Source organism: Chryseobacterium paridis (assembly GCF_016595215.1).
GTDB lineage: Bacteria > Bacteroidota > Bacteroidia > Flavobacteriales > Weeksellaceae > Chryseobacterium > Chryseobacterium paridis.
In genome coordinates this window covers 539,315-562,452 of sequence record NZ_JAENHK010000001.1, presented here as the reverse complement: position 1 = coordinate 562,452, position 23,138 = coordinate 539,315, and the positions used below count along the sequence as shown (strand labels likewise).

The 23,138-nt window shown below is 34.8% G+C and carries 20 protein-coding genes; 4 read left to right on the top strand and 16 right to left on the bottom strand.

Going from position 1 to position 23,138, the window contains the following annotated elements:
- Positions 1-74: 74 nt before the first annotated feature.
- Entirely contained in the window at positions 75-404 is a 330-nt protein-coding gene (locus JHL15_RS02475; RefSeq protein ID WP_200242371.1) for a HesB/IscA family protein, read from the bottom strand.
- Between the two features lie 212 nt (positions 405-616).
- Here JHL15_RS02475 and JHL15_RS02470 point away from each other — a divergent pair, with 212 nt between their 5' ends.
- Positions 617-1,573 carry a GLPGLI family protein gene (locus JHL15_RS02470; protein ID WP_200242369.1) on the top strand — a complete coding sequence of 319 codons (957 nt, stop codon included), beginning with the start codon at positions 617-619 and terminating at the stop codon, positions 1,571-1,573.
- A gap of 13 nt (positions 1,574-1,586) precedes the next feature.
- Positions 1,587-2,447, top strand: coding sequence for a GLPGLI family protein (locus tag JHL15_RS02465; RefSeq protein WP_200242367.1), 861 nt, complete (start codon positions 1,587-1,589; stop codon positions 2,445-2,447).
- A 45-nt stretch (positions 2,448-2,492) separates the two neighbouring features.
- Here JHL15_RS02465 and ypfJ read toward each other — a convergent pair whose 3' ends face one another.
- The 14 genes from ypfJ to JHL15_RS02395 form a co-directional block, all read right to left on the bottom strand.
- A complete protein-coding gene (gene ypfJ, locus JHL15_RS02460) occupies positions 2,493-3,350 on the bottom strand; it encodes a KPN_02809 family neutral zinc metallopeptidase (protein ID WP_200242365.1) in 858 nt (285 codons plus the stop codon).
- Positions 3,351-3,441: 91 nt separating this feature from the next.
- Positions 3,442-5,520 carry an LTA synthase family protein gene (locus JHL15_RS02455; RefSeq protein ID WP_200242363.1) on the bottom strand — a complete coding sequence of 693 codons (2,079 nt, stop codon included), beginning with the start codon at positions 5,518-5,520 and terminating at the stop codon, positions 3,442-3,444.
- A gap of 12 nt (positions 5,521-5,532) precedes the next feature.
- Positions 5,533-6,051 (bottom strand): 6,7-dimethyl-8-ribityllumazine synthase, encoded by a 519-nt coding sequence (gene ribH / locus JHL15_RS02450; RefSeq protein ID WP_200242361.1) that lies wholly within the window; start codon positions 6,049-6,051, stop codon positions 5,533-5,535.
- A gap of 3 nt (positions 6,052-6,054) precedes the next feature.
- Positions 6,055-6,762 (bottom strand): YfgM family protein, encoded by a 708-nt coding sequence (locus JHL15_RS02445; protein ID WP_200242359.1) that lies wholly within the window; start codon positions 6,760-6,762, stop codon positions 6,055-6,057.
- 70 nt (positions 6,763-6,832) lie between these two features.
- On the bottom strand, positions 6,833-7,369 hold the full coding sequence (locus JHL15_RS02440; RefSeq protein WP_089028495.1) for an adenine phosphoribosyltransferase: 537 nt from the start codon (positions 7,367-7,369) through the stop codon (positions 6,833-6,835).
- The gene (locus tag JHL15_RS02435; RefSeq protein WP_200242356.1) at positions 7,370-8,563 is read right to left on the bottom strand and encodes a hypothetical protein; all 1,194 of its coding nucleotides are present in this window, start codon (positions 8,561-8,563) and stop codon (positions 7,370-7,372) included.
- A gap of 114 nt (positions 8,564-8,677) precedes the next feature.
- Entirely contained in the window at positions 8,678-9,541 is an 864-nt protein-coding gene (locus JHL15_RS02430) for a GLPGLI family protein (RefSeq protein ID WP_200242353.1), read from the bottom strand.
- 29 nt (positions 9,542-9,570) lie between these two features.
- Positions 9,571-10,593 (bottom strand): hypothetical protein, encoded by a 1,023-nt coding sequence (locus JHL15_RS02425; protein WP_200242352.1) that lies wholly within the window; start codon positions 10,591-10,593, stop codon positions 9,571-9,573.
- Positions 10,594-10,744: 151 nt separating this feature from the next.
- The gene (locus JHL15_RS02420; RefSeq protein ID WP_200242350.1) at positions 10,745-12,076 is read right to left on the bottom strand and encodes a quinol:cytochrome C oxidoreductase; all 1,332 of its coding nucleotides are present in this window, start codon (positions 12,074-12,076) and stop codon (positions 10,745-10,747) included.
- An 8-nt stretch (positions 12,077-12,084) separates the two neighbouring features.
- Entirely contained in the window at positions 12,085-12,783 is a 699-nt protein-coding gene (locus JHL15_RS02415; RefSeq protein WP_200242349.1) for a c-type cytochrome, read from the bottom strand.
- 1 nt (position 12,784) lies between these two features.
- Positions 12,785-13,306 carry a DUF3341 domain-containing protein gene (locus JHL15_RS02410; RefSeq protein ID WP_200242347.1) on the bottom strand — a complete coding sequence of 174 codons (522 nt, stop codon included), beginning with the start codon at positions 13,304-13,306 and terminating at the stop codon, positions 12,785-12,787.
- Positions 13,293-14,690, bottom strand: a complete 1,398-nt coding sequence (gene nrfD / locus JHL15_RS02405) for an NrfD/PsrC family molybdoenzyme membrane anchor subunit (RefSeq protein WP_200242346.1) — start codon at positions 14,688-14,690, stop codon at positions 13,293-13,295. Before nrfD ends, JHL15_RS02410 begins: the two co-directional genes overlap by 14 nt.
- Before the next feature lie 25 nt (positions 14,691-14,715).
- The gene (locus JHL15_RS02400) at positions 14,716-17,763 is read right to left on the bottom strand and encodes a TAT-variant-translocated molybdopterin oxidoreductase (protein ID WP_200242343.1); all 3,048 of its coding nucleotides are present in this window, start codon (positions 17,761-17,763) and stop codon (positions 14,716-14,718) included.
- 22 nt (positions 17,764-17,785) lie between these two features.
- Positions 17,786-19,141 carry a c-type cytochrome gene (locus tag JHL15_RS02395; protein WP_200242338.1) on the bottom strand — a complete coding sequence of 452 codons (1,356 nt, stop codon included), beginning with the start codon at positions 19,139-19,141 and terminating at the stop codon, positions 17,786-17,788.
- Positions 19,142-19,326: 185 nt separating this feature from the next.
- Here JHL15_RS02395 and JHL15_RS02390 point away from each other — a divergent pair, with 185 nt between their 5' ends.
- Positions 19,327-19,863 carry an SPOR domain-containing protein gene (locus JHL15_RS02390; RefSeq protein ID WP_200242336.1) on the top strand — a complete coding sequence of 179 codons (537 nt, stop codon included), beginning with the start codon at positions 19,327-19,329 and terminating at the stop codon, positions 19,861-19,863.
- A 54-nt stretch (positions 19,864-19,917) separates the two neighbouring features.
- On the opposite strand, the gene JHL15_RS02385 is transcribed toward JHL15_RS02390, so the two are convergent.
- On the bottom strand, positions 19,918-21,192 hold the full coding sequence (locus tag JHL15_RS02385) for a DUF6080 domain-containing protein (RefSeq protein WP_200242334.1): 1,275 nt from the start codon (positions 21,190-21,192) through the stop codon (positions 19,918-19,920).
- A 320-nt stretch (positions 21,193-21,512) separates the two neighbouring features.
- Between JHL15_RS02385 and JHL15_RS02380 the strand changes: the two genes are divergently transcribed.
- A complete protein-coding gene (locus JHL15_RS02380) occupies positions 21,513-23,126 on the top strand; it encodes a T9SS type A sorting domain-containing protein (RefSeq protein ID WP_200242331.1) in 1,614 nt (537 codons plus the stop codon).
- Positions 23,127-23,138: the final 12 nt, after the last annotated feature.

The following is a 23,138-nucleotide window of genomic DNA, read 5'->3' as shown; positions in this document are numbered from 1 at the left end:
TTTAGATTTCAGATGTTAGATTTCAGATTTCAGACTTGGTCTGTTTCTGCTATCCAGCATCTAATGTTTTTTCTCTATAGAGAAAAACTTTCTCCACAACCACACGTTCTGGATGCGTTAGGATTGTTAAAAACAAATCCTTTTCCGTTCAAACCTCCTGAATATTCAAGAATTGTTCCTGCTAAATAGAGGATAGATTTTTTGTCTACAACAATTTTTACGTCATTGTTTTCAATAATTTGATCTGTTTCTGCTTTTTCGTTGTCAAACTTTAAAACATATTCCAAACCAGAACATCCTCCACTTTTCACCCCCACTCTTATATAATCTTCAGCAGGGTTAAAGCCTTCTTCCGTCATAAGTTGGATGGCTTTTAACTTCGCTTGATCTGATACTGTTATCATTGTATTTATTTAGAATGATTTAATCCTGCAAAAATACGAACTAATTTCCGCAATCTCAAATTGAAGATATCTATTTTAATGATTAGAATCTTAGTAAAATCATTATACATATGATTGCTAGTGTTAAATAATGTATAAATTTTATTTCACAAATTTGTTGATTTTGTTTTTGATTTAACTTTGGAAAGCATTTTTTATCTATAAATAATATTATGAAGAAAAAATTACTCGTCATATTGATATTGTTTTTGTTAACAAAGTCTTATGGACAAACTACACGTTATATCTACGAAACGTCAGTAAATCCAGATTCAATTAATCTGGTCAGCATGAAGGTTGAACGGACTTTTTTAGATATTAAAGGAGATAAGTCTCTATTTATTAGTGAGCATAAATTAATAAAAGATTCTATAGTAAGTGCTTTTAAACAGGATGGTAAGATCGATAATAAAAAGGAAGAAAAAGATTTTTCAAAACTTGGAAGAGTGAAATTGGGCGAGCAGACTTTTTTTGATTTTTTTATTGTTAAGAACATTCCTGAGCAAAAAGTGTATTATTATGACAGAGCAGTAGGAAGACAAATTTATTATCTGGAAGACAGGCCTGTAAAATGGGAAATAACGAATGAAGTTGAAAAGCAAAACGGATATTCTGCCCAAAAAGCAACCGTAAATTTCGGAGGAAGAATTTGGACTGCATGGTTTGCAAAAGATATTCATATTTCTGATGGGCCATATAAGTTTTCTGGGCTACCGGGATTAATTGTAAAACTTGAGGATGATAAGGGAGACTATAAATTTGATCTGGTTCAAAAGATTATTGTAAAAAATCCTTTTGAGGAAACAATAAACACGAATGCAAAGGAAAGTTCAAGAATTAATTTTCATGGAGATAAGGCTGCACTGGAACTAGAGTTTAGTAAAAATAGAAAATCTATGGCTGGAAATGCTGGAGGAGATATGCAAGGTTTTGAAGGAGGAGGAAAACATGGCGGAGGAATGAATGGTGGTGGAATGGGCGGAATGAGAGGCGGTGGAGGCCATGGTGGTGGGATGCATCGCGGTGGAATGGGAATGAACGGAGGGAATAGTGGTTTTTCAATGCCGAGTTCCGGAGGAAATAGTGGGGCTTTGAGTGGAGGAATCCAGAACCCAATAGAATTACAATAAAAATATAATACAAATGAAAAAAATAGTCATTATTGCTTTAGCTTTTTGTATACAGAATGTTTTTGCACAAGCTAATAGATTTGTATATCAGGTTACAATGAAACCGGATGCAGCCAATAAAAATGATATAAAAACGGAAAATGCTTATCTGGATATCTCGCAGGAAAAATCTGTTTTCTATTCTGAAAATAGGGTTAAGAGGGATTCTATTATGCAAAAGACATTTCAAAGTGGCGGAGCAATCAGTTTTAACAGAGATCAAATGGAAGGGCTGAGAAGTAACATCAATTATTCTGTTGAAAAAGATAAAAAAAATCAGAAAACTTATTTCAAAGAAAGACTGGGTCGGGATATGTATTCCTATGAAGAAGATCGTCCGCTAAATTGGAAAATATTATCGGAGACTACAAAAATCGGAGAATATAAGGTTCAAAAAGCTGAAACCGATTTCGGAGGAAGAAAGTGGACTGCCTGGTTCACTACAGATTTACCATATCAGGATGGTCCATATAAATTCAGTGGGCTTCCCGGTTTGATTATAAAAGTAGAGGATAGCCAGGGTGATTATTCTTTTGACCTTATGAAAAACTATAAAATTGCTGACTTTCCTTCAATGAATCAATTTGGGAATACAATTAAGGTTAAAAGAACGGATTATCTAAAACAACAGAAGAAGTTTCAGGAAGATCCAGTTTCGTTCATGACACAAGGTGGAGGTGGATTTGCTCAAACCAGAATAGGTGGCGGTGGCGGAATATCTGCTCCAAGAGGTAATAGTAGAGGCGGAGGAAACCCCGGAGACTTTAGAAAAAGAATGGAAGAACGAGTAAAAGAAGATGCCAAGAAAAACAGCAATCCGATCGAAATACAATAAAAAAAATCCCTGAAGTAATTCTTCAGGGATTTTTTATCGAATATCTTATTTCAAAAGTTGATTGAACGTATCTCCTTGTCGGATATCTCCGGTATTAAATCCTTTCATGAACCATTCTTTACGTTGAGCAGATGAACCATGCGTAAAACTTTCCTGGTTTACATAGCCTTGTGCTCTTTTTTGGATATTATCATCACCAACTGCTTCAGCAGCATCTATTGCGGATTCAATATCACCGGGTTCCAGAATATGTTTTTTATCGTTGGTTTTTTTTGCCCAAAGTCCCGCATAGAAATCAGCTTGTAATTCTGTGGCTACAGAAACTCTATTCATATCTGCTTCAGAATATCTTCCGCTTCTTCTAAGTGCATCCACTTTTTGAGTAGTCCCTAAAAGAGTCTGTACATGATGTCCTATTTCGTGTGCGAGAACATAAGCAACTGTAAACTCTGTTACTTTGGCTCCAAACTTTTGTTGTAATTCATTGAAAAAGCTCATATCCATATAAACTTTCTGGTCTGCCGGGCAGTAAAAAGGTCCCATTGCAGATTGTGCTGTACCACAACCAGATTGTGTTGTATTTTCAAAAAGAACTATTTTAGGTGGAGTATAGGTCATTCCATTTTCTTTGAAAACTTCAGTCCATGTAATGGTGTTCCATCCATCCATCATATCTACCATTTCATAGATCTTTTTCTCATCGGCATTTAATTCTCTTTGCTCTGTTTGACTAGGAGCTGACATGCTTCCTGAGCTTAAAATACTGGATGGGTCACCTCCTAAAAAGAAGACAATCGCAGCAATAATAAGTGTTCCTAATCCTCCTCCTACGATCATACCTCCGTTTCCTCCGGAACCACGACGGTCTTCTATGTTTCCGCCTCTATCGTCTGTCCATTTCATAGTAAATAATTTTATAAGTAAATTTAAAACTAATATTGATATGTGGATATTATTTTTAAAACATACTCAAAAATAATACCTCAATGATCATTTAGCGGTTAAGCTGATTATTCTTTAACCAATAAGAAGTAGACTGATATGCAGAAATAGCATCGTCAACAATCTTTTTGTTAGTTTCTTTTAGCAGCTTTTCATCATAGTAAATACTAAATTCAGGAGTCAGCTTATCTTGCTTTTGAGAAAGAGTATATTGTTTTATTTTTTTTACCGGAGAAATTACAGTTAAATACCCATCCTTTACAAAGCCTAGATCCTGATAGGTCGCAATGTATGCTTTAGACTGAAACTCCTTCTTAAAGACATCCTGTCCCAAAAACTTAGATTGATAGTTAAAGTTGAGCAATCCCAAAACTGTTGGCATTAGATCTATCTGAGACATGAGTTTATCAAATTTTTGAGGCTGGATAAATTCTTCTGAGAAAACCATTGCAGGGATTCTGTATTTATCCATTGGTAACTCCGTACTTCCAGCGCTTGATGCACAATGATCCGCTACAATAACGAAGACCGTATTTTTATACCAATCTTGTTTTTTAGCCATTTCAAAAAACTTGCGAAGTGAATAGTCGGTATATTTTACGCCCCCTTCTCTGGATTTAGCGTCTCCAGGAATATCTATTCTTCCATTTGGATAAGTAAAAGGTCTGTGATTAGAAACAGTCATCCAATGATTGAAAAACGGTTTACCAGATTTTGATTCAGCATTCATTACCTGAATTGCTTTTTTCGCCATATCCTCATCGGCAACTCCCCAGACATTGGCGAAAGTGATTTCTTCCGGTTTAAAATTATTTCGATCAACAATTCCATATCCGTTACCTGCGAAGAAATCCTGCATATTATCAAAATAGCTATATCCTCCATATAAGAATTTCACATCATACCCTTTGGATTTGAAAATGCTTCCCGTGGTGAATTTATTTTTGTTATTTTCTCTTTTAATAATACTTTCTCCAGCTGTTGGTGGAATACAAAGTGTCAGTGCTTCAAGGCCACGAACTGTTCTGTTTCCGGTTGCATACAAGTTGGTAAATAAGATGGAACGATCAGCAAGACTATCTAAGAAAGGTGTTATTTTCTGTTCGTTTCCATAATGCTGCATAAATTCGGCAGATAGACTTTCTATAGATATCAGAACTACATTTTTTTTAAGTTCAGGCTGTTCTGAAGTAACATTTCTTGTTAAAAGGGGAGCGGAAAACTGGCTCAAAAAATTACTTTCAGCCTGCTTTTGATCTATCTGGGGATAAAACTGGAAATAATCTAATTCATTGTGAGTAAATGCCCAATAGAACTTAGGAAATCCGTTCGCTTCAATTTCTTCAGCAAATACATTCGATGATTTTATTTGTGTTGTAACACCTAAACAGACTAAGCTGATTCCAACAAGTAAAATAAAGGAGCCCAATAAGACCAATTTCTGTTTGAAATTGGGTAAACTTTTAAGTTCATCTTTTGTTTTCTTATAAATAACCCATGTGATAGCTGTTGTAATAGCAAATATAATCAGAAACAAAGGTACTACCGGATAGCTTTCCATGATGTTTCCAATTACTTCATTAGTGTAAATTAGATAGTCTACAGCAATGAAATTATATCGCAGTCCAAATTCATTATAAAAGAAGTATTCACTAACTGCGTTAAAAACAATAAGCAATACGTATAAAAATAAGGTAATAAAGTACAGAGTATTTCGGATCTTAATTCTTTTAGAGGGAAGAAAAAGCATTAATGCAAAGCAGATGATTTTCAACCCGATAAAAGCAAGAGCAACTTCTGCTATAGATCCTCCATATTGCTTGAAAATATTATTAGGAATAAGGAGAATGTAGAAAAAAAGGAGCACTAATGCTCCTAATATTGTGTGTCCATATGGTTTTTTATATTTCGAATCAGAAAGAAATAGAAAGTATAGAGCCAAAAATGTACTTGCTAAAATGAAAACAAAAACATCATTAGCGATCCCTATTACCAAGACTTTCAGTACCTCAAAAAAGCCAAAATGGGCTGTAGTTATCGGATGAAAAAAGAATACTATCCGTACAATCAATGATACGATGAGATAAAAAAATCCCAGGTATAAGAATGGTTTTATTTTTTGAGGATACATAGTGATAAGATATTAAGAATTTCCAAAACCTATATTAGTCTTCTTGTCAGATAGTTTCTTTTTGAAATCTATCATTCTTAGAGCTGTAACTGCAGCTTCTACTCCTTTATTGCCTAAATCGCCTCCGCTACGGGCAATAGACTGTTCTTTGGTGTCATCTGTAAGTACACAAAAGATAGTTGGAGTATCGGTTAAAATATTACAGTCTTTAATTCCCTGTGCTACAGCCGAAGATACGAAATCAAAATGAGGTGTTTCTCCTCGGATAATACATCCTATTGCAATTACGGCATCGAATTTTCGTTCTTTGCATAATTGCATGCTTGCGTAGTTTAATTCAAATGCTCCAGGAACTGTAAAAAGTTTTATATTTTCTTTTTTTACCCCTTCTTTTTCAAGGATTTCTAAAGCTGCATCACGAAGATTGTAAGTTACAAAGTCATTCCACTCAGAAAAAACAATGCCGATAGAAAAATCCTCGGCATTAGTTATATTAAGTGGCTTGTAATCGGAAAGATTAACTGTTGCCATTTTTTAATAATATTTAGTCATTTCAATATAAGAATCAGACATTCCGTTGTCGTAGTCCTGATATTTTTCGTCAATAGTTGAAAAGTATTTTTTAGCATCTGCATCTTTCTTTAATCCTAAAGCAACGATACCTGCTTTTCTTGTAAAATAATAAGAAGTATAAGGATCAGATGAAGTTGTAGCAGCTTTGTCCAGCAATGTTAAAGCCTCATCATTTTTGTTAAGACCAGATTTAGCATCAGCCATAGCCCCATACTTCATCGCCATTAATGTTTTATTATCTGATGAAAATTTATCTAAAAGATCATAAGCTTCCTGAAATTTTCCTTCTTTGAATTTTAATAAACCAGCATTATAAGCAGCAAGTTTACCTATTTCAGTAGAAGAAAAATCATTGTAAGTTCCTACAAAACCTGGGTTTGCAGCAGATTTTCCTCCTAAAGCTTCTTTATCTTTACCTTCAGTAAGATTTTTTTGTGCGGCAAGGAATGTTTTTACTGCTTCAGCGTTTTGAGGAGCAACAACAAATTGTTTGTAGGCGAAAAATCCTAAAACTCCCAAAATCAAAGCCCCAAAAACAATACCTAGTGGTTTTGAGTACTTTTCAAGGAATCTTTCTGTGTTTAAAGCCTCTCTGTCAAGATCTTTAAAAAATTCCACTGTTTCTTTACCTTCTTGCTCTTTTTGAGCATTCTTTGCAAGTTTTGCCATAAATTCTTAAAAATTGAATTGCAAATTTAATTGTTTCTGAGGGATTTACAAAATACTTTGAATGTATTATTTAATATTCTAAAATATGATAGATTTCCGCATTGAATTTTTTCAGTTTTTCATCACCATTTAAATCCTTTAAAGCGGTTAAAAAACTAAACTGAGTTACTTTAGCACCTTGTTTTTCAACTAATTTTGCCGCAGCTTCGGTTGTCCCTCCAGTTGCCAATAAGTCATCATGAATGAGAATTCGTTGTCCTTTCTTTATCTGTCCTTCACGCGTTTCTATTTCTGCGCTTCCATATTCGAGATCATATTTTTCTGAAATAATGGGAGGAGGAAGTTTACCTTTTTTTCTGATAAGAATAAATGGAACCTCCAGAGCAACAGCGATCGCAATTCCGAAAAGATATCCGCGGCTTTCAATCCCACAAACAGCATCTATCTTTCCTTTGCTGAATTTCACAAGATCTTCAATTACATCTTCATATAATTTTGGATTTAAAAAAATGGGTGAAATGTCTTTAAACTGGATTCCCGGAATAGGAAAATCAGGGACGTTTTCAATGGTATTTTCTAATTGTTGAATTAATTCTTGTGAAGCCATTTATGGATTTATTTTGTAGCTGGAAATTTTCCAGTCTCCGTTTACGTTCTTAAGCCCAAAAGTAACTTTCAGGGAAGTTGTTTTTCCGTTTTTATCTGTAACGTCATACGTTGCATTAACACTAGAGTTATTAGCATTAGTTGCATTGGAGGTAATATTTTTAACGGTTACATTTTTTACAGAACCGAAACCAGAAGTAGGATTTGCGAAAGACTCATAACTTCCCCAACTTGGGTTATTAGATGCTTCAAACGCTGCTTTAAGATTTTGAGAACTTACATTATTTAAAAACTTACTTACTGTATTTTTGGGATCAGCTACAGGTTGTTTTGGTGTTGCTGGAGCCGGAGTTGCATTAGGGTCTGCAGGGACAGGAACTGTTCCTGTTGGGTTATTAGGATCAATTACCGCATTTGGATCTGTAGTTACTGCTGTAGAATCTGTTTTAGGGGGAGCTGGAACTTTTAATGCAGATGGATTCACATCCAATCCGATTTTGGACATTTTAAAAGTTTTGGCTGTTGTTTTAACGGATACCGTAATATCTATTTTATTGTCTACCACCTTTGAAGCCAAAAGCGATGAAAATCTTAAATTAAAACCTTTGAAATTATTATCAGTCATTAGGTTTTTAGCTGTTGAAAGCTTTACACCATTACTAAATACTTCTAAAGTTGTTTCTAAGCCAGCACCTGTAAATGTAACTGGATTTCCTGCATTATCTACTAGTTTAGGGATGATTTGAATGGCAGTTGCTCCATTTCCATCATCTGCGGATGGTCTGGTAATGATACTTAATGAATTTGCCTTAACATCATTAGGATCACTTTCTTTTGCCTTTTCATCTCCAAAGATGTTCATTTCTCCTAATGAAGGAGGTGCTGTACTTGCCCACTCAATATTATTTTTTTGAGCAACTTCATCAGCCATTGCTAGGATTTCAGGAACTTTTTTCCCATTGATAAGTTTGCCAAGAGCTTTGACTTCATTTACGTCACCTTCAGCGTCTACTCCAAATGTTTTAAGGATATAAAGCGCTTCATTAAACTTAATCTGTTTAATAGTTGACAGGCTGGAAGCCATATCATTGATACTTGACTGTAAAGTTTTTGTACTCGTAGCATCTACATGATCTTTCTTACATGCTGTAAATAGCAATAAACTGAAAATTAGTAGAAGAGAAAACTTTTTCATTTTTATTCGGTTTGTTACAAATTTACTAAAACCTTTATTAATAGAAATTTTTATTTTTTATTTTCATCGTTAACCAACCCGACTAATACGGAAAAGAATAATTTTTTGATGCGCTTATTTCTGTTTTTCTATAATCTCTATGCGATTATTGTATTTATTAAAGTGCTCTTTAGCTCTTTTTTCTATTTCTCTCATTCCTTCCTGAATAGATGAGCCATCAGGTAAGGTTATACCAGACGGAAGAGTAGAAGCCATTTGTCTTGTTTCTGAAAAAGGATCTTTCTTATAATTTTCAAAATTTTCATAAAATTTCTCTTTGGTGATTTCTTTTGAGCCAGATTTTTGTAAATCCTCAAGATACAATGTATCCTTTATAGACTTGATTTTTCCATTGCCTTTTAACTCCCAGGAGAAATTGTTTTGCTCATCTTCAATTTTTATGATTAAACCAGGTAATCCGTAAAATTTATATGGCCCATCCTGTATGGGGATTTCAGAAGTAAACCATGCAATCCATTTTCGACTTCCAAACTCGGTAGTTGCTTTTTGAGAAGTATAGGAGCTTATTTTTTGTTTTTCAGGTAGAATTTTCCAGTCAAAATTGGGGTTTTCATAATAAAAAAAAGAGCTTTCAAATATTTTATCCTTATACATTATTTTACTTATCGGGTAGATTTTAAGAATGCGATGTGAAAAGCTTGCTGGTTTTTGTTGCGGCATTTTACTAAAGTCTGCAAAAAGTCCTGCCTTTTCAGTTTTGTCAAGCATTGTATTTAAAATTGAGTCCAATACCACAAGTTCGTAGGATTGATAAACAGATTGATCTCCATCTGTATCTAAAATCATCATTTCTTTTTCTGTATTCGCCGAATCCTTATTGGGTTTGAAGGTAAGCTCGTAGAAAAATCTGTTCGTCTTATTTTGAGCAAATGTTATGGTGAAAAGAGAAATTAGAATAATTTGTATTATTTTTTTCATTTTCGGAAGGGATTTCAAGATGCATCATACTATTTTTTGGTTTTATTTTCCTGCTCTTTCAGATCATCTTTAAAAAATGAGCTGAACACACTTTGCATATTGGGAAATGAAGGATCTTGCCAATATTGTGTTTTGTAGTTGCTATTATCTTTATCAAATTTCACTCTTTCAATATCATCATTATTATCAAAAGAGATCTCAGTAGGATAGAAGTTAGTATAAGATTGAATTTGGTTGTATTCTGGTTCACTTTTATGTTTTATTTTAATAAAAACCCGATCATTATATTCCAGAAAATCTTTCAGTCCTTTTTCAGATCCCTTTTCGAAAGAAAGGTTTACAATTGTTCTTATATCATAAAAACGGAAACCAAAGAATGCAAACTCTTTTTCCTGTAATGCTTCACCAGAGATTTCTATTTGATCTTTTTTGTCTCCTTTTAATTCTTTTATAATGTTTACCTTATTTTTATATTCATCGGGGTTTCCTATTTTTTTTAGTTTGGGGAGATTTAATGAGTTACCATAATCCCATGCAGATGTTTGTTTTTTTTCGTTTTTAGGATCTGTCAGCCTGTAAATTCTATATTGCTCTGCGTTGGTGCTCTTTAGTTTTTTAGTTTTATTATCAAATATATAAGTTACAACACCATCTGCATAGCAATTTAATTTATTATTTAGTGTGACATAAGAGTTGAAATTTCCTTTGATAACAATGTATTTCGCTGGTTTATTATTTTTAATGACTACGGTCTCAATCTCCTTTAGCTGGTCATTTAATTTTATAATATCATGATCAATTTCAGAATAGGAGAGTGTTGCTACGGGGTAGTTATCATAGACCAATTGAAATTTTTCCTGGGATGGAGTTAGGGCTTGTTTATCTATTTTTCCATCAATATCTGAATACGCTAAGATGCTTCCATCCTTTCCAAAAACAGAAACTTTCGGTAGAGGCTTATTATTTTTTTCGGAAATAAAAGTAATTGTCTGTGCATTGATAAAGTTGAATAACAGTATAAATAGGATTTGTAATAAATAATTTCTTTTCATAAATAGTCGATTTTGAAGATTTATATTACGGGCTTTATTTATAAGACATCAAACTTTTAAAAAGGTTGCACAAAAAGTTAAATTTTTTACATAAAAAAAGACTGATTACTAAATAATCAGTCTTTTTTATATTTTATCTTGTTACAAGTCCTTAGAAAGGATACTCATAAATTTCAGATTCGTGTAAGAAAGGGTTTCCTGTAGGAATTAGTTTCAGTTTAGATAATGCTGTCATTACAGTAAACATGAACAACCCAACTATAAATAGGATAGATCCTAGTATTAAGATGAATACTTCAGGAGTTTTCCAGTATGGTCCAACCGTTCCAGGCATTACCATATTGAAGTAATCTAAAATATGTCCTAAAATAACAACCACTGCCATTACAGTAACTACTTTGTAGTTTCTCTTAATGCTACTACTTACTAATACTAATAAAGGTAATAGGAAGTTGATAATTAACATTGGCAAGAATGTTGGCGAATAGTGTTGGAATCTTCCAAAGAAGTAGTTAACCTCCTCTGGTACGTTTGCATACCAATAAAGCATAAACTGTGCAAACCATGTGTACGTCCAAAGCATACTTGTAGCGAAAAGGAATACTCCAAGATCGTGTAAGTGATTATCATTGAACTGAGGTAAGAATCCATTTTTCTTAAGATATACACTGATCAAAATAATCACAGCAATACCACTAGAAAGACAACTTACCATAGAATACCAGATATACATTGTAGAATACCAGTGAGGGTCAATAGACATCAACCAATCCCAAGCCCAAGCAGCTGAACAGAATCCGAAGAATACGATATATCCTACTGCCCATCTGTAAAGAAATTGATACTCTACTTTTGATTTTGTATCATCTACTTTCTTAGATTGAGCTTTCAGTTTCCATGCAAAGAAAGATGCTCCAATTACATATAAGAAAGTTCTGAATGCATAAAAAGGTATGTTTAAGAATCTTTTCTTTTCAAATAATATGACATCAAAATGCGCTGAATTAGGATCTGTTAAATCCGGATCCATCCAGTGAAAAAGGTGTCCTTGGTGGAAGATATTTAATAGCATAAGGATAATCAAAATAGCTCCTCCATATGGAATATAAGAAGCAATAGCTTCCATTACTCTTGTAATAATGATTGGCCAACCTGCGTGAGCAGCATGCTGAATACAGTAGAAAAATAATACTGCACAACTTACTCCAAAGAAAAACACAGCTACAAAGTGTAGAGATGCTAAAGGTTGGTTGTGAACCTGTAATTCTGCATGTTCTAAATGAGCAGCATGATCCTGAGGACCTACCATCTCACTTGAGTGTGTAGGAGCATTATGACCTGAAGCATGAACAGCTTCCATCATCTGTTCAATTTTTTCTGTGCTGATTCCTTTGTTCAAGAAAAAACCAATACCAAATAGAACTAAACCTACAACAAGCAGTATTATAGAAGTTGATTTTAATTTTGGTGAAAAAGTATACATTTCTTTTCTTATTTTTTAGTTGCGGTAGTAGTCTCAGTTGTTGCTGCAGCTGGTGTAGCTGGAGCTGTAGTAGCTGCTGCAGGTGCTGCGTTTTTCTTGAAAGCACTTATCACATACATTGCCACTCTCCATCTATCTCCTGCGTTCAATTGTCCCGCATAAGAACCCATTGCATTTCTACCGTTTGTTAATACATAATGAACAGATCCCACAGTAATTTCTCTATCAGCGTAATTAGGTACACCAGAGAAAGCACCACTTTGTACAATTGGTCCTTGTCCATCTCCTCCTGTTCCATGACATGCTGCACAAGTATGATCAAACAACATTTTTCCTCTTTCAATATCCTTAGCTGCATTAGCTGGATTTAGGGGAGAAGCTGTCAATTTTTTTGATGCATCATATCCTGCATTATATTCATCTACATTTTTTGGAAGTAAACCTTCTTCAAAAATTCCGTCTTTATTTTGAGCAACACTTCCTTCTACTGGAGCAAGTCCTGTTGCAAAGCTATTTTTTACAAACGCTGGAATTTCATTCTCATGATCTGAATAAGCATCCTGAGCTTTCATCAATGGATCATAAGCTACCGGGAAATACATATCCGGGAAATATACCAGGGGTGCATTTTCTTTCGGTCCGCAAGAATTAAGTAAAACTGTTGTTAAACCTAAGATTGCAGTAATTCTTAGTACATTCTTTTTCATTTTAAGCGTCTTTAACAGTTATTTCTTCAACTCCAGTTTCAATAAGTAGCTGTTTTACAGATTCTACATCTTCAGTTACAAATTCCATCATGAATTTGTCATCCGTTGTTCTTGGATCTGGATTTTGCGCTGGAGCTCCAGGATACATCTTGTTTCTAGCTAAGAAAGTAAGAGACATCATGTGAGCAGCACAGAATACCATTAATTCAAACATTGGAACTACGAATGCAGGCATGTTGTGTCCCCAATCGAAAGCAGGTTTACCACCAATATTTTGAGGCCAGTCATGATTCATTACATACCAGGTTACTGTTGCACCGATGGTAACACCGTAAAGAGCATAGAAGAAAGCAGCATCAGAAATTCTTGTTTTCTTTAAACCTAAAGCTTTATCTAGCCCGTGAACAGGAAATGGAGTATAAACTTCGTTTATCGTTATTCCTTTATCGTTGAATGCTTTAACGCCGTTCATTAAATCGTCGTCATCAGCATAAAGTCCGTATACAATTTTAGTGGTGCTCATCTCCTTCTTTTGCTTTATAAGTTTCACCTGAGATTTTCAAAATCGATTTTAATTCAGCCTGTGCAATTACAGGGAATGTTCTCGCATATAATAAGAATAATACAGAGAAGAATCCGATTGTTCCTAAATATACACCCACGTCAATAATCGTTGGTTTAAACATCGTCCATGACCCTGGCAAGTAATCTCTTGAAAGGTTGATAACGATGATATCAAAACGCTCAAACCACATACCGATGTTGATAATTAATGCAACAATAAATGTCCAGATAATATTCGTTCTTGCTCTTTTGAACCAGAAAGAAGCCGGGATCACAAGGTTACAGATAATTAGTGACCAGAAAGCCCACCAGTAAGGTCCTGTTGCAGCACCTGGAGAAAGATAAGTAAAGTCTTCAAATCTTGATCCGGAATACCATCCGATGAAATATTCAGTTGCATATGCTACAGTTACCATCCCACCCGTTACAACGATTACGATGTTCATAATCTCGATGTGATACATCGTGATATAATCTTCTAAGTGGCAAACTTTTCTAGCAATCAACAATAGTGTTTGTACCATTGCGAATCCTGAGAAAATCGCACCTGCAACGAAGTAAGGAGGATAGATCGTAGAGTGCCATCCTTTAATAACCGAAGTTGCGAAGTCAAAAGATACGGTAGTGTGTACTGAGAATACAAGTGGAGTTGCTAAACCTGCTAATACCAAAGATAATTCTTCGAATCTTTGCCAGTGTTTTGCTTTACCACCCCAACCGAATGCAAGGAATGTATAAATTTTTCTTGTCCAAGGAGTTTTAGCTCTATCTCTGATCATTGCAAAGTCAGGGATCAATCCCATGAACCAGAATACTGTAGATACTGAGAAATACGTAGAGATCGCAAATACGTCCCAAAGTAGAGGAGAGTTAAAGTTCCCCCAAAGAGAACCAAACTGGTTAGGAAGAGGGAATACCCAATATCCTACCCAAACTCTACCCATGTGAATTACAGGGAAGATTGCTGCTTGTACAACTGCGAAGATTGTCATCGCTTCAGCTGAACGGTTTACAGACATTCTCCAACGCTGTCTAAATAATAATAATACCGCTGAGATTAGGGTTCCGGCGTGACCAATACCTACCCACCATACGAAGTTGGTAATATCCCAACCCCAGTTAATAGTTCTATTAAGCCCCCATGCTCCAATACCTGTTCCGATAGTATAAGCGATACACCCGAATCCATAGATGAATAGAACTAAGGCTGCATATAGTGATACCCACCATAATTTACCTGCTCTTTCTTCGATAGGTCGTGCAATATCTTCTGTGATATCGTGATAAGTTTTGTGACCAATAATTAGAGGTTCCCTTATCGGAGCTTCGTAATGTCCTGACATTTTTTACCTATTTATTATTTAAACTTTATTTTTCTACTCTGTTTCTTACTTTAGTGTGATAGAACACATTTGGCTTTGTTCCGATCTCTTCTAGTAAATAATATCTTCTGTTGCTAGAATATAATTCTCTCACTTCAGATTCTTTATCATTCATGTCTCCAAACGTCATTGCTCCGGTAGAACAAGCAGCAGCACAAGCACAAGAATTTTTGAATTCGTTGTCTGTTACTTTTCTGTTCTCTCTCTTAGCAGCTAAGATTGTAGCTTGAGTTTCCTGGATACACATTGAACATTTCTCCATTACCCCTCTTGTTCTTACTACCACATCTGGGTTAAGTACCATTCTACCTAAATCATTGTTCATGTTGAAGTCGAACTTATCATTCAGGTTATAGGTAAACCAGTTGAAGCGTCTTACTTTGTATGGACAGTTGTTTGCACAATATCTGGTACCAATACATCTGTTGTAAGCCATGTGGTTTTGACCTTGCTTACCATGAGAAGTAGCCGCTACCGGACATACAGTTTCACATGGAGCGTGGTTACAGTGCTGACACATTACCGGTTGGAAAATCACATCTGGACTTTCATTTGGTTCGATTAAGATGTCATATAGATTAGGAACATTTAATCCTCTGTCAATACCTTCTTTAGTTTCAATTTTCTCTTTAGCAGAGTAGTAACGATCAATTCTTAACCAGTACATATCTCTTGACATTCTGATCTCTTCTTTACCTACAACAGGAACGTTGTTTTCAGCCTGACAAGCAATGATACATGCTCCACAACCAGTACAAGAGTTCAAGTCGATTGATAAGTTGAAGTGAGGACCGTCTGTGTCATCAAAAGCATCCCAAAGATCTATTTTTCTAGCAGGAAGAGCTCCACTGATTGTATGGTACTCCAAAGGCTTGTTCCATCCTTTGTGCTCATCATCGAATGCTACATTTAGGTATTCTGTTAAAGGAACTTCCTTAGCAATTTCGTAACGACCCATTAGAGTGTTTTGAAGCTGGATACCTGCAAACTCATGATCTTCACCTGTTTTTTCTATTTTAGCGTTTGATACAACTAAATTAGAACCATCAAATAAAGGATATGCATTTACTCCTGTATCAGCAGTAGCTCCGGAATCTTTTTTACCATATCCAAGCGCAAGACCTACTGATCCGTCCGCCTGACCTGGTTGAATAAATACAGGAACATCTTTTATTTCTACTCCGTTTACAGTAAGATTTACAATAGAACCATCTAACTGCATTCTTGCATTAAGATCGTTTTCTATTCCTAATCTTTCTGCATCTTTAGGAGAGATTGTCAAATAATTATCCCAAGACATTCTTGTCAATGGATCCGGTAATTCTTGTAACCAAGGGTTATTAGCCTGAGTACCATCTCCAATAGATGTCTTAGTGTATAATACCAATTCTAAATCAGAAGCTTTAAAGTTTCCTAATTCAGCAAGAGCCTGAGCGGCGTTTCCTCCTGCATAAGATAACGTAGTCGCATTGTTTGAAGGAACGATACCATTGTATAAAGCCTTGTTGAAAGAAGTTGCTCCCAAGATAGAAGCTGCACTAGCTTTTAAATAGTCATAGTAGTTGTTTGCAGCATTGTTTTTTCCATTTTTCCAAACCAATAAAGATTCTTCGATCTGTCTTGATTTATAGATTTTCTGGATAGTAGGCTGCATTAATGTATAAACTCCAGTCTGAGGCTCCATATCACCCCAAGATTCTAGCCAGTTAGCTACAGGAATTACAGCTTTTGCTGCTTTATACATTGCATTTTTCTTATCAGCAACAGCAATTACATAAGGAACCTTTTTAATTGCTTTTTCAAACTCAGCACCTTTATAGTGAGAATAAATAGGATCAACATTGTTTGTAATTAATACACCAACTTGTCCAGCATTTACCCATCCAAGGAATTCCTGATATCTTGCTTTGTCAAATTCTTTTAAGAAGTTTGCTTTACCAGTGAAAGCAACTGATCCTAATTTCTGATTAATAAGGTGAGCTAAAACCTGTGCTGCTTTAGAACCATCTGCAAAAACAACAGCTTTGCTTCCTTTTGTCTTAAGTTCTTTTACAATTTCAGTAGCCGTTTTATCTGATGTAGCTCCACCTCCAACAATTGCATTGTAGACTTCAACTAATGTCTTGTTTACTGCACTTGGTTTTAGTCTGTATCTTGAATCAGCGTTAGCACCTGTTAAAGACATGTTTGATTCCACTTGAATGTGTCTCAACATGTTTGCTCCCGGTTTTCTTGCCTCGGCATAAGATGTTTCAAGACTTGCAGCGTTATATTCTCCTAAGAAATCTGCTTGGAAAGAAACAATGAGTTCAGAACCTTTAAGGTCGTAAATCGGTAATGCTCTTTGTCCGAATACTTCTTGAGCAGCATCTAATGCAGCAGAGTAAGGGAAAGCATCATATGTTACAAGTTCAGCTGTAGGATATTTAGCTTTAAATTCAGCGAAAAGCTTTTTGAAAGTTGGTGAAGCGAAAGACTGAGATAAAAGAACAATCTTTTTACCTGCTGCTTGAGCTTCTCCTAAACCTTTAAGAACGAAATCATCTACTTTATCGAAAGTTTCGTCTTTACCGTCTAGCTTAGGTTGTTTTACTTTATCATTATCATAAAGAGAAAGTACACTTGCCTGAGCTCTGGCGTTAGTTTTACCTAAATCACCTGCAGCCGGGTTTGGATCAATTTTAATAGGTCGTCCTTCACGTGTTTTTACTAAAACACTAGCGAAATCGAAACCATCAAAATATGTTGAAGCGTAGTAGTTAGGAACCCCAGGAATGATGTCATGAGGTTTTACCACGTAAGGAATCGTTTTAATTACCGGAGCTTCACAAGCAGCAAGTGTTACTGCTGCAGTAGAAAATCCTAATAACTTTAAGAAATCTCTTCTTGAAGTACTTGATCCGTTCTGTTCAGCATCTCCAAGGAAATCTTCTACCGGAATTTCTTCCTGAAACTCTTTTTGAGCCAGCTTATTATTTAAAGCTGGGTCTTTAAGTTCATGAATACTTCTAAATTGTATTTTGTTTGAAGCCATTTATACTTCTAATTTTTAGTTATTAATAATGACATTTACCACACTCAAGACCTCCAATCGCATCTACAGTAATCTTACCACCATCTTTAGGGTATTGCTTTTTAAGCTTGTCATGTAGATTCTTGAAGTATTCTTTATTATAACCGTTGTTCATATCAACTTCTGTAGTTCTGTGACATTCGATACACCATCCCATTGTGAAGTCATTAGCCATTTGAACAACATTCATTGTGTCAATTTTTCCGTGACAAGCTTTACAAACAACATCAATTTTGTTTGTTGGATTCTTTTTGTTGAAAGAATTGATAATCGCCTGCTCACCTGCTACAACGTGCTGAGAGTGGTTAAAGTATACGAAGTCTGGCATGTTATGGATTCTTGTCCATTCTACTGGTTCAGTTTTTCCTGTATACTGTTGTTTAGCAGGATCCCAACCTGTATGCTGATAAATCTTTTGGATTTCACCATCATAGAATGCCTTGTCTTTTCCTGGCTCCATATAGTGTTTTGCATTGTATTCAGAAATTGTTCTGTGACAGTTCATACAAACGTTCATAGAAGGGATTTCAGATACCTTACCATATTTAGCACTAGAGTGACATAATTGACAGTCAATTTTTTGCTCTCCAGCATGGATTTTATGTGAGAAATAAATAGGTTGCTCAGGCTTATATCCTTTGTAAACACCGATCCACATGATCCAGTTCCAAATTCCATAAGTAGCCAGGATAGCAAGAATTGCTAGTAATCCTTTACCTATATAATGGTATTTTTCATAGATTTCACTGAATGAACGAACTCTTGTTTCGTTTAATCCCGCTAAGTCTTCAGATTGACCTAACTTAACTAATTGTCTTAGTTTAAGTAAGATCCAAACCAATAAACCTGCAATCGCTAAAAGTGAAATGATTACAACATTGGTAGTTGTTTTGTCTGCTGGTGCAGCAGCAGCTGTGTCCGTTGCTGTGGTAGCAGCTGGCTCCGGTTCCGGAGCTGGAGGATTAGTTGTAAAAGCTAAAATATCATCAATATCCTTCTCTGTAAGATTAGGAAACTGTAACATTTCAGTTTTATTAAATTTTTCAAAAATCTCATTAGCGTATTTATCCCCAGAAGCTCTTAGAGCTTTATTGTCTTTGATCCACTTATGAAGCCAATCTCTGTCTTTACCACCCTCTGTCTTTACTCGTTCTACAACTCCTTTCAAAGGAGGTCCTATCACTTGTTTATCCAGAGCGTGACATGCAGTACAATTCGCTTTGAAAAGTTTCTCGCCGTTTTTAGGATCGCCGTCTTGCCCGTAAAATGAAGCACTGGTTGATAGCAATAAGCCTATTGCGATCAACGTTTGTTTATAATGCTTTCTCCAACTAATCATTTAAATTATCTTATGTTAGTAAAATATTGAACATTCAATCAATCCCGCAAAAATAATATTTTTAACAGGAATTTAACGGCATAAGGAAAGGGGAAAATATCATTTACGTTTAATTTGTATTGATTCTAAATAACTCTGTTTGGTATAATTTTTTAATTTGTATAAATTTGCGCAAACAAGTTTAAATGAAAAATTTAATCAAAATATTGTCACTATTATCCTTTTTTGGATTTTATACTATTGAAGCCCAGCAGGTTGTAAAGAAGGATACAATATCCGGAACGGAATTAATAATGTCTATGGATCCAAAAGTTAAAGACGCTTTAGAGAACCTGGAGGACAAATGTTCCAGAGTTGCAACGAATACAATTCCTAGAGACAATACTGAAGAAACTTATACAAAACCTACAAAAATATATGTTCCGAATAGGGAATTGACAAATGCTGAAATATGTAGAAAAAATCCAAGAATTCTTGGGTATAAGATACAAATTACTACAGTGAAAAGTAATGATGAGGCGAATGAAATTAAATCTTATTTTAGAAAAAGATTTCCAAATCTGAAAGTAGAAACGGATGCTTCATTGAGACCGAATTATAAGATTTTAGTGGGAAGTTATTTTACGAAACAAAGTGCCTCTTCAGATTTGTCTAAAATTAGAGAGTATTTTAAATCCGCAATTGCAGTACAATATAGAATATTCTGTGCAGAAGCTAAATAACTTCTGTTTTGATATAAAAAATAAAAAGCTGAGAAGAAATCCTTCTCAGCTTTTTTATTGGTAGTAAGAGTTTAAAAACCAGAAGAATTCTGTCATTCGGATGTAATTATTGATTATTAAGTAAATCAATAGTATTCCTATTGTAACAGTGAGGAAGGATAATACTCTCGGGGAAGAATGGTAAGAATAAAATAGCCATCCTAAAAGCAGAGGATAAACAAAAATAAAATGACCTCCATAAATATATGATGTGTGTAATCCGAATCTCATAATACAATGAATAACTATATCCAGGATGAAAGATATCATGATTATTTGTACGAGTTTATTTTTAAAATTCCTGAAATAACTCCAAAATATCAGGCCTAATAATATTGCAATAAACACATAAGGAATCCATGATGAATAAACATCCATGATTAAACCTTTGAAGTTGAAACCCTTCATATTGTTCTTATCACGAATAATAAAGTTTGAAAAAAGAATATTGCCACCAAAGAAATAGGAAAGAATCATGTCCCATGTTGGAGTAGATTTTACATTAGAGAACTTTTCATATTGTTCATTGGTCTTGTTAAAAATGTTTTTGTATTTAAAATCAATCCGGTTTAAATAAAGTAGAATATAACAAACGAATGTTATTGTAACTCTTAAAGCTGCATTTCCAAACTTTTTCCAACTCCAAAATAGTTTTTTTTCAAACAGAACTGGAATAAAAACTTTAATGATATTTGTAATCGTAAGTCCACCCACTGAAATTCCGGCAAAGACAAGTGCTATTCCTGATATTTTTTCTTCTTTTTTAAGCTTAATAGCTGCATAATGATTGTATAAGCAAAGAAGAAATAAGGTATAAGTGAAGTTTTCAGGGGTAAATGAAAGCAGAATATTTGTAGAGAAAAAACCGAAAAAAGATACCAGCAATAAGCTAATGATCAAAGGGAGTCTGATGATATTTTTTAGATATTTAAAAACTTGCAGGACACTTAAACTTACAGCTGTTGTACTTAACCAAGCTAAAACTAATCGAAATGTGGAGTCTGTTTTTCCATTCGATATCAGAAATGCAAACTCTCTTATCCAATTGAAAAAATAGTAAGAAAGAGGGTGTCTTTCAAAGCTTCCCCCCGTCATGACAATTGAACGATTGTCAAAGCTAAAATAAGCATCCCACGGTATTCTGTTATCAAAAATGATAGTATAATTAATAGCAATATATGATCCCAAGATTCCATAAAGCGTAATGAAGAATAGAAATACCCATAATTCAGTCAATGATGAAGGAAAGATGAGTCTGAAAAAATTGATCAGTTTTGATTTGAAATTCACTTGTTTAAAGTTTTTGCAAAAGTAAAATAAAAAACTCACCAATTTTGGTGAGTTTTAATGGAAGTATAAAAAGTTGTTATTCCTTGATTACTTTTTCTGTGGAGTAGATTGTCCTAAGGATGTTTTGAATTATACATATATATTATATAAGGAATACAGTAGAGAAGATAAACACGACGATTTTTGTCGCTTCAGAGAATTAGCTTTGCATAGTCATTGAGAGTTTTAATTAAATCTTATTCATAAGTCTTTCCGCCGTGATGTAAAAAGATTACTTTTGCGGAATTATAAACGTACTAATACTCAATTAAATATAAGGTATGAAAAAACTATACTTAAGTGCATTTTCTATGTGTATTTTCACAGGGCTGTCAGCCCAGGAAGTCGTGTGGCAAAAAGACATTAAATCTTCAACTCAGGATTTTTTAAGTCAGGTGACAGCGACTATTGATCAGCAGTATTTGATTACGGGGAGTGCTATACAAGCTGGAGGTCAGAAGCCGGATGCTGGAAGTAATGCAAAGCAAAATAACGGATATGATTTTCATTTGGTGAAATTGAACCAACAAGGTGATCAGGTTTGGGAAAAATATTTCTCAGGAAGCAACCATGATTATCTATCTGCAACAGTGACTACTCAGGACGGTGGGTTCCTTCTTTCAGGAACCACCTATTCTTCAAAGGGACTTGATAAAAAAGAGGAATCCAAAGGTGAATCTGATATATGGCTCATTAGAATCAATGAATTCGGTGATGAATTGTGGCAGAAAACTTTAGGAACTTCAGCGGACGAAGAAGCCAGAGCTGTTATTCAAACTACAGACTTAGGATTCTTTGTAGCCGGAAATGTGCAGAATGGATCAAAAGGATATGGGTCAAAAGATGTTTGGATCACTAGACTCGATAAAAATGGAAAAGAGATCTCACAATTGATTTTAGGAGGAAACGGATTAGATGAAGTGGAGAAAATGATTCCAACGAAGGATGGTGGAGCATTATTAGGGGTTTATTCGAGGAGTTCCGAGGTTCGGGGTTCGAGTTCTATGAATGAAACCCCAACAAAAGAAACCTTGAATCTTGTATCCCGCTACCAAAAAGTAACCACCAATGAAGGAGAAGGCGACTATTGGATCATAAAGCTTGACAAAGACGGAAAAGTAGAATGGGAAAAGAATTTTGGAGGAAAAGGTGATGATCATTTAAGAATATTGGCTTTAACTGCAAATGGATATATCATTGGAGGAGAATCAAGAAGTGAAAGATCAGGAAATAAGACTGTTGGTATCGAAGAAGGAACAGATCTTTGGTTGATTTCTTTAAACGAGAGAGGCGATGAACAGTGGCAGAAATCCTACAACTTTAAAAATAGAGATGTGCTGATGGGAATGAGCGTGATTCATGCTGCAGATGATAAAAACTCTAAAGGAATTCTATTAGGTGGTTATACTCAAGCTGAAGGAAGAATAGAAACTGATGATGAAACATTCTGGATGCTATATCTGAATCGGGATGGAAATGAGCAGTGGAGAAAATATGTAAAAGGAGAATCCAGAAAGAGAGAGGAAAGATTATCCGATATCAAACTCAATAGAGATGGATCGATAATTTTAGCAGGAACCAGCGCAGAGGAATTAGGAAAGGAGAACTGGAAGATTATCAAATTAGGAGATAAGCAATTGGAGTACTTGATTGAAAAACAAGATATCAAAATCTATCCGAATCCTGTATCTGATTACGCTTATGTAGAAATAGGGTTTGATTTCAAGGAGGCAGATATCACTTTGTATGATATGGGTGGAAGACAGCTACAGACTTTGAAAACGAAGAATAAGGTGACAAAGATTAATACTCAAGCTTTGATACAAGGAGCTTATTTGGTAGTAATCAAAACGGATACAAATAAAACGGCTAATGCTAAATTGATTAAGAAATAAAAATGAATATAA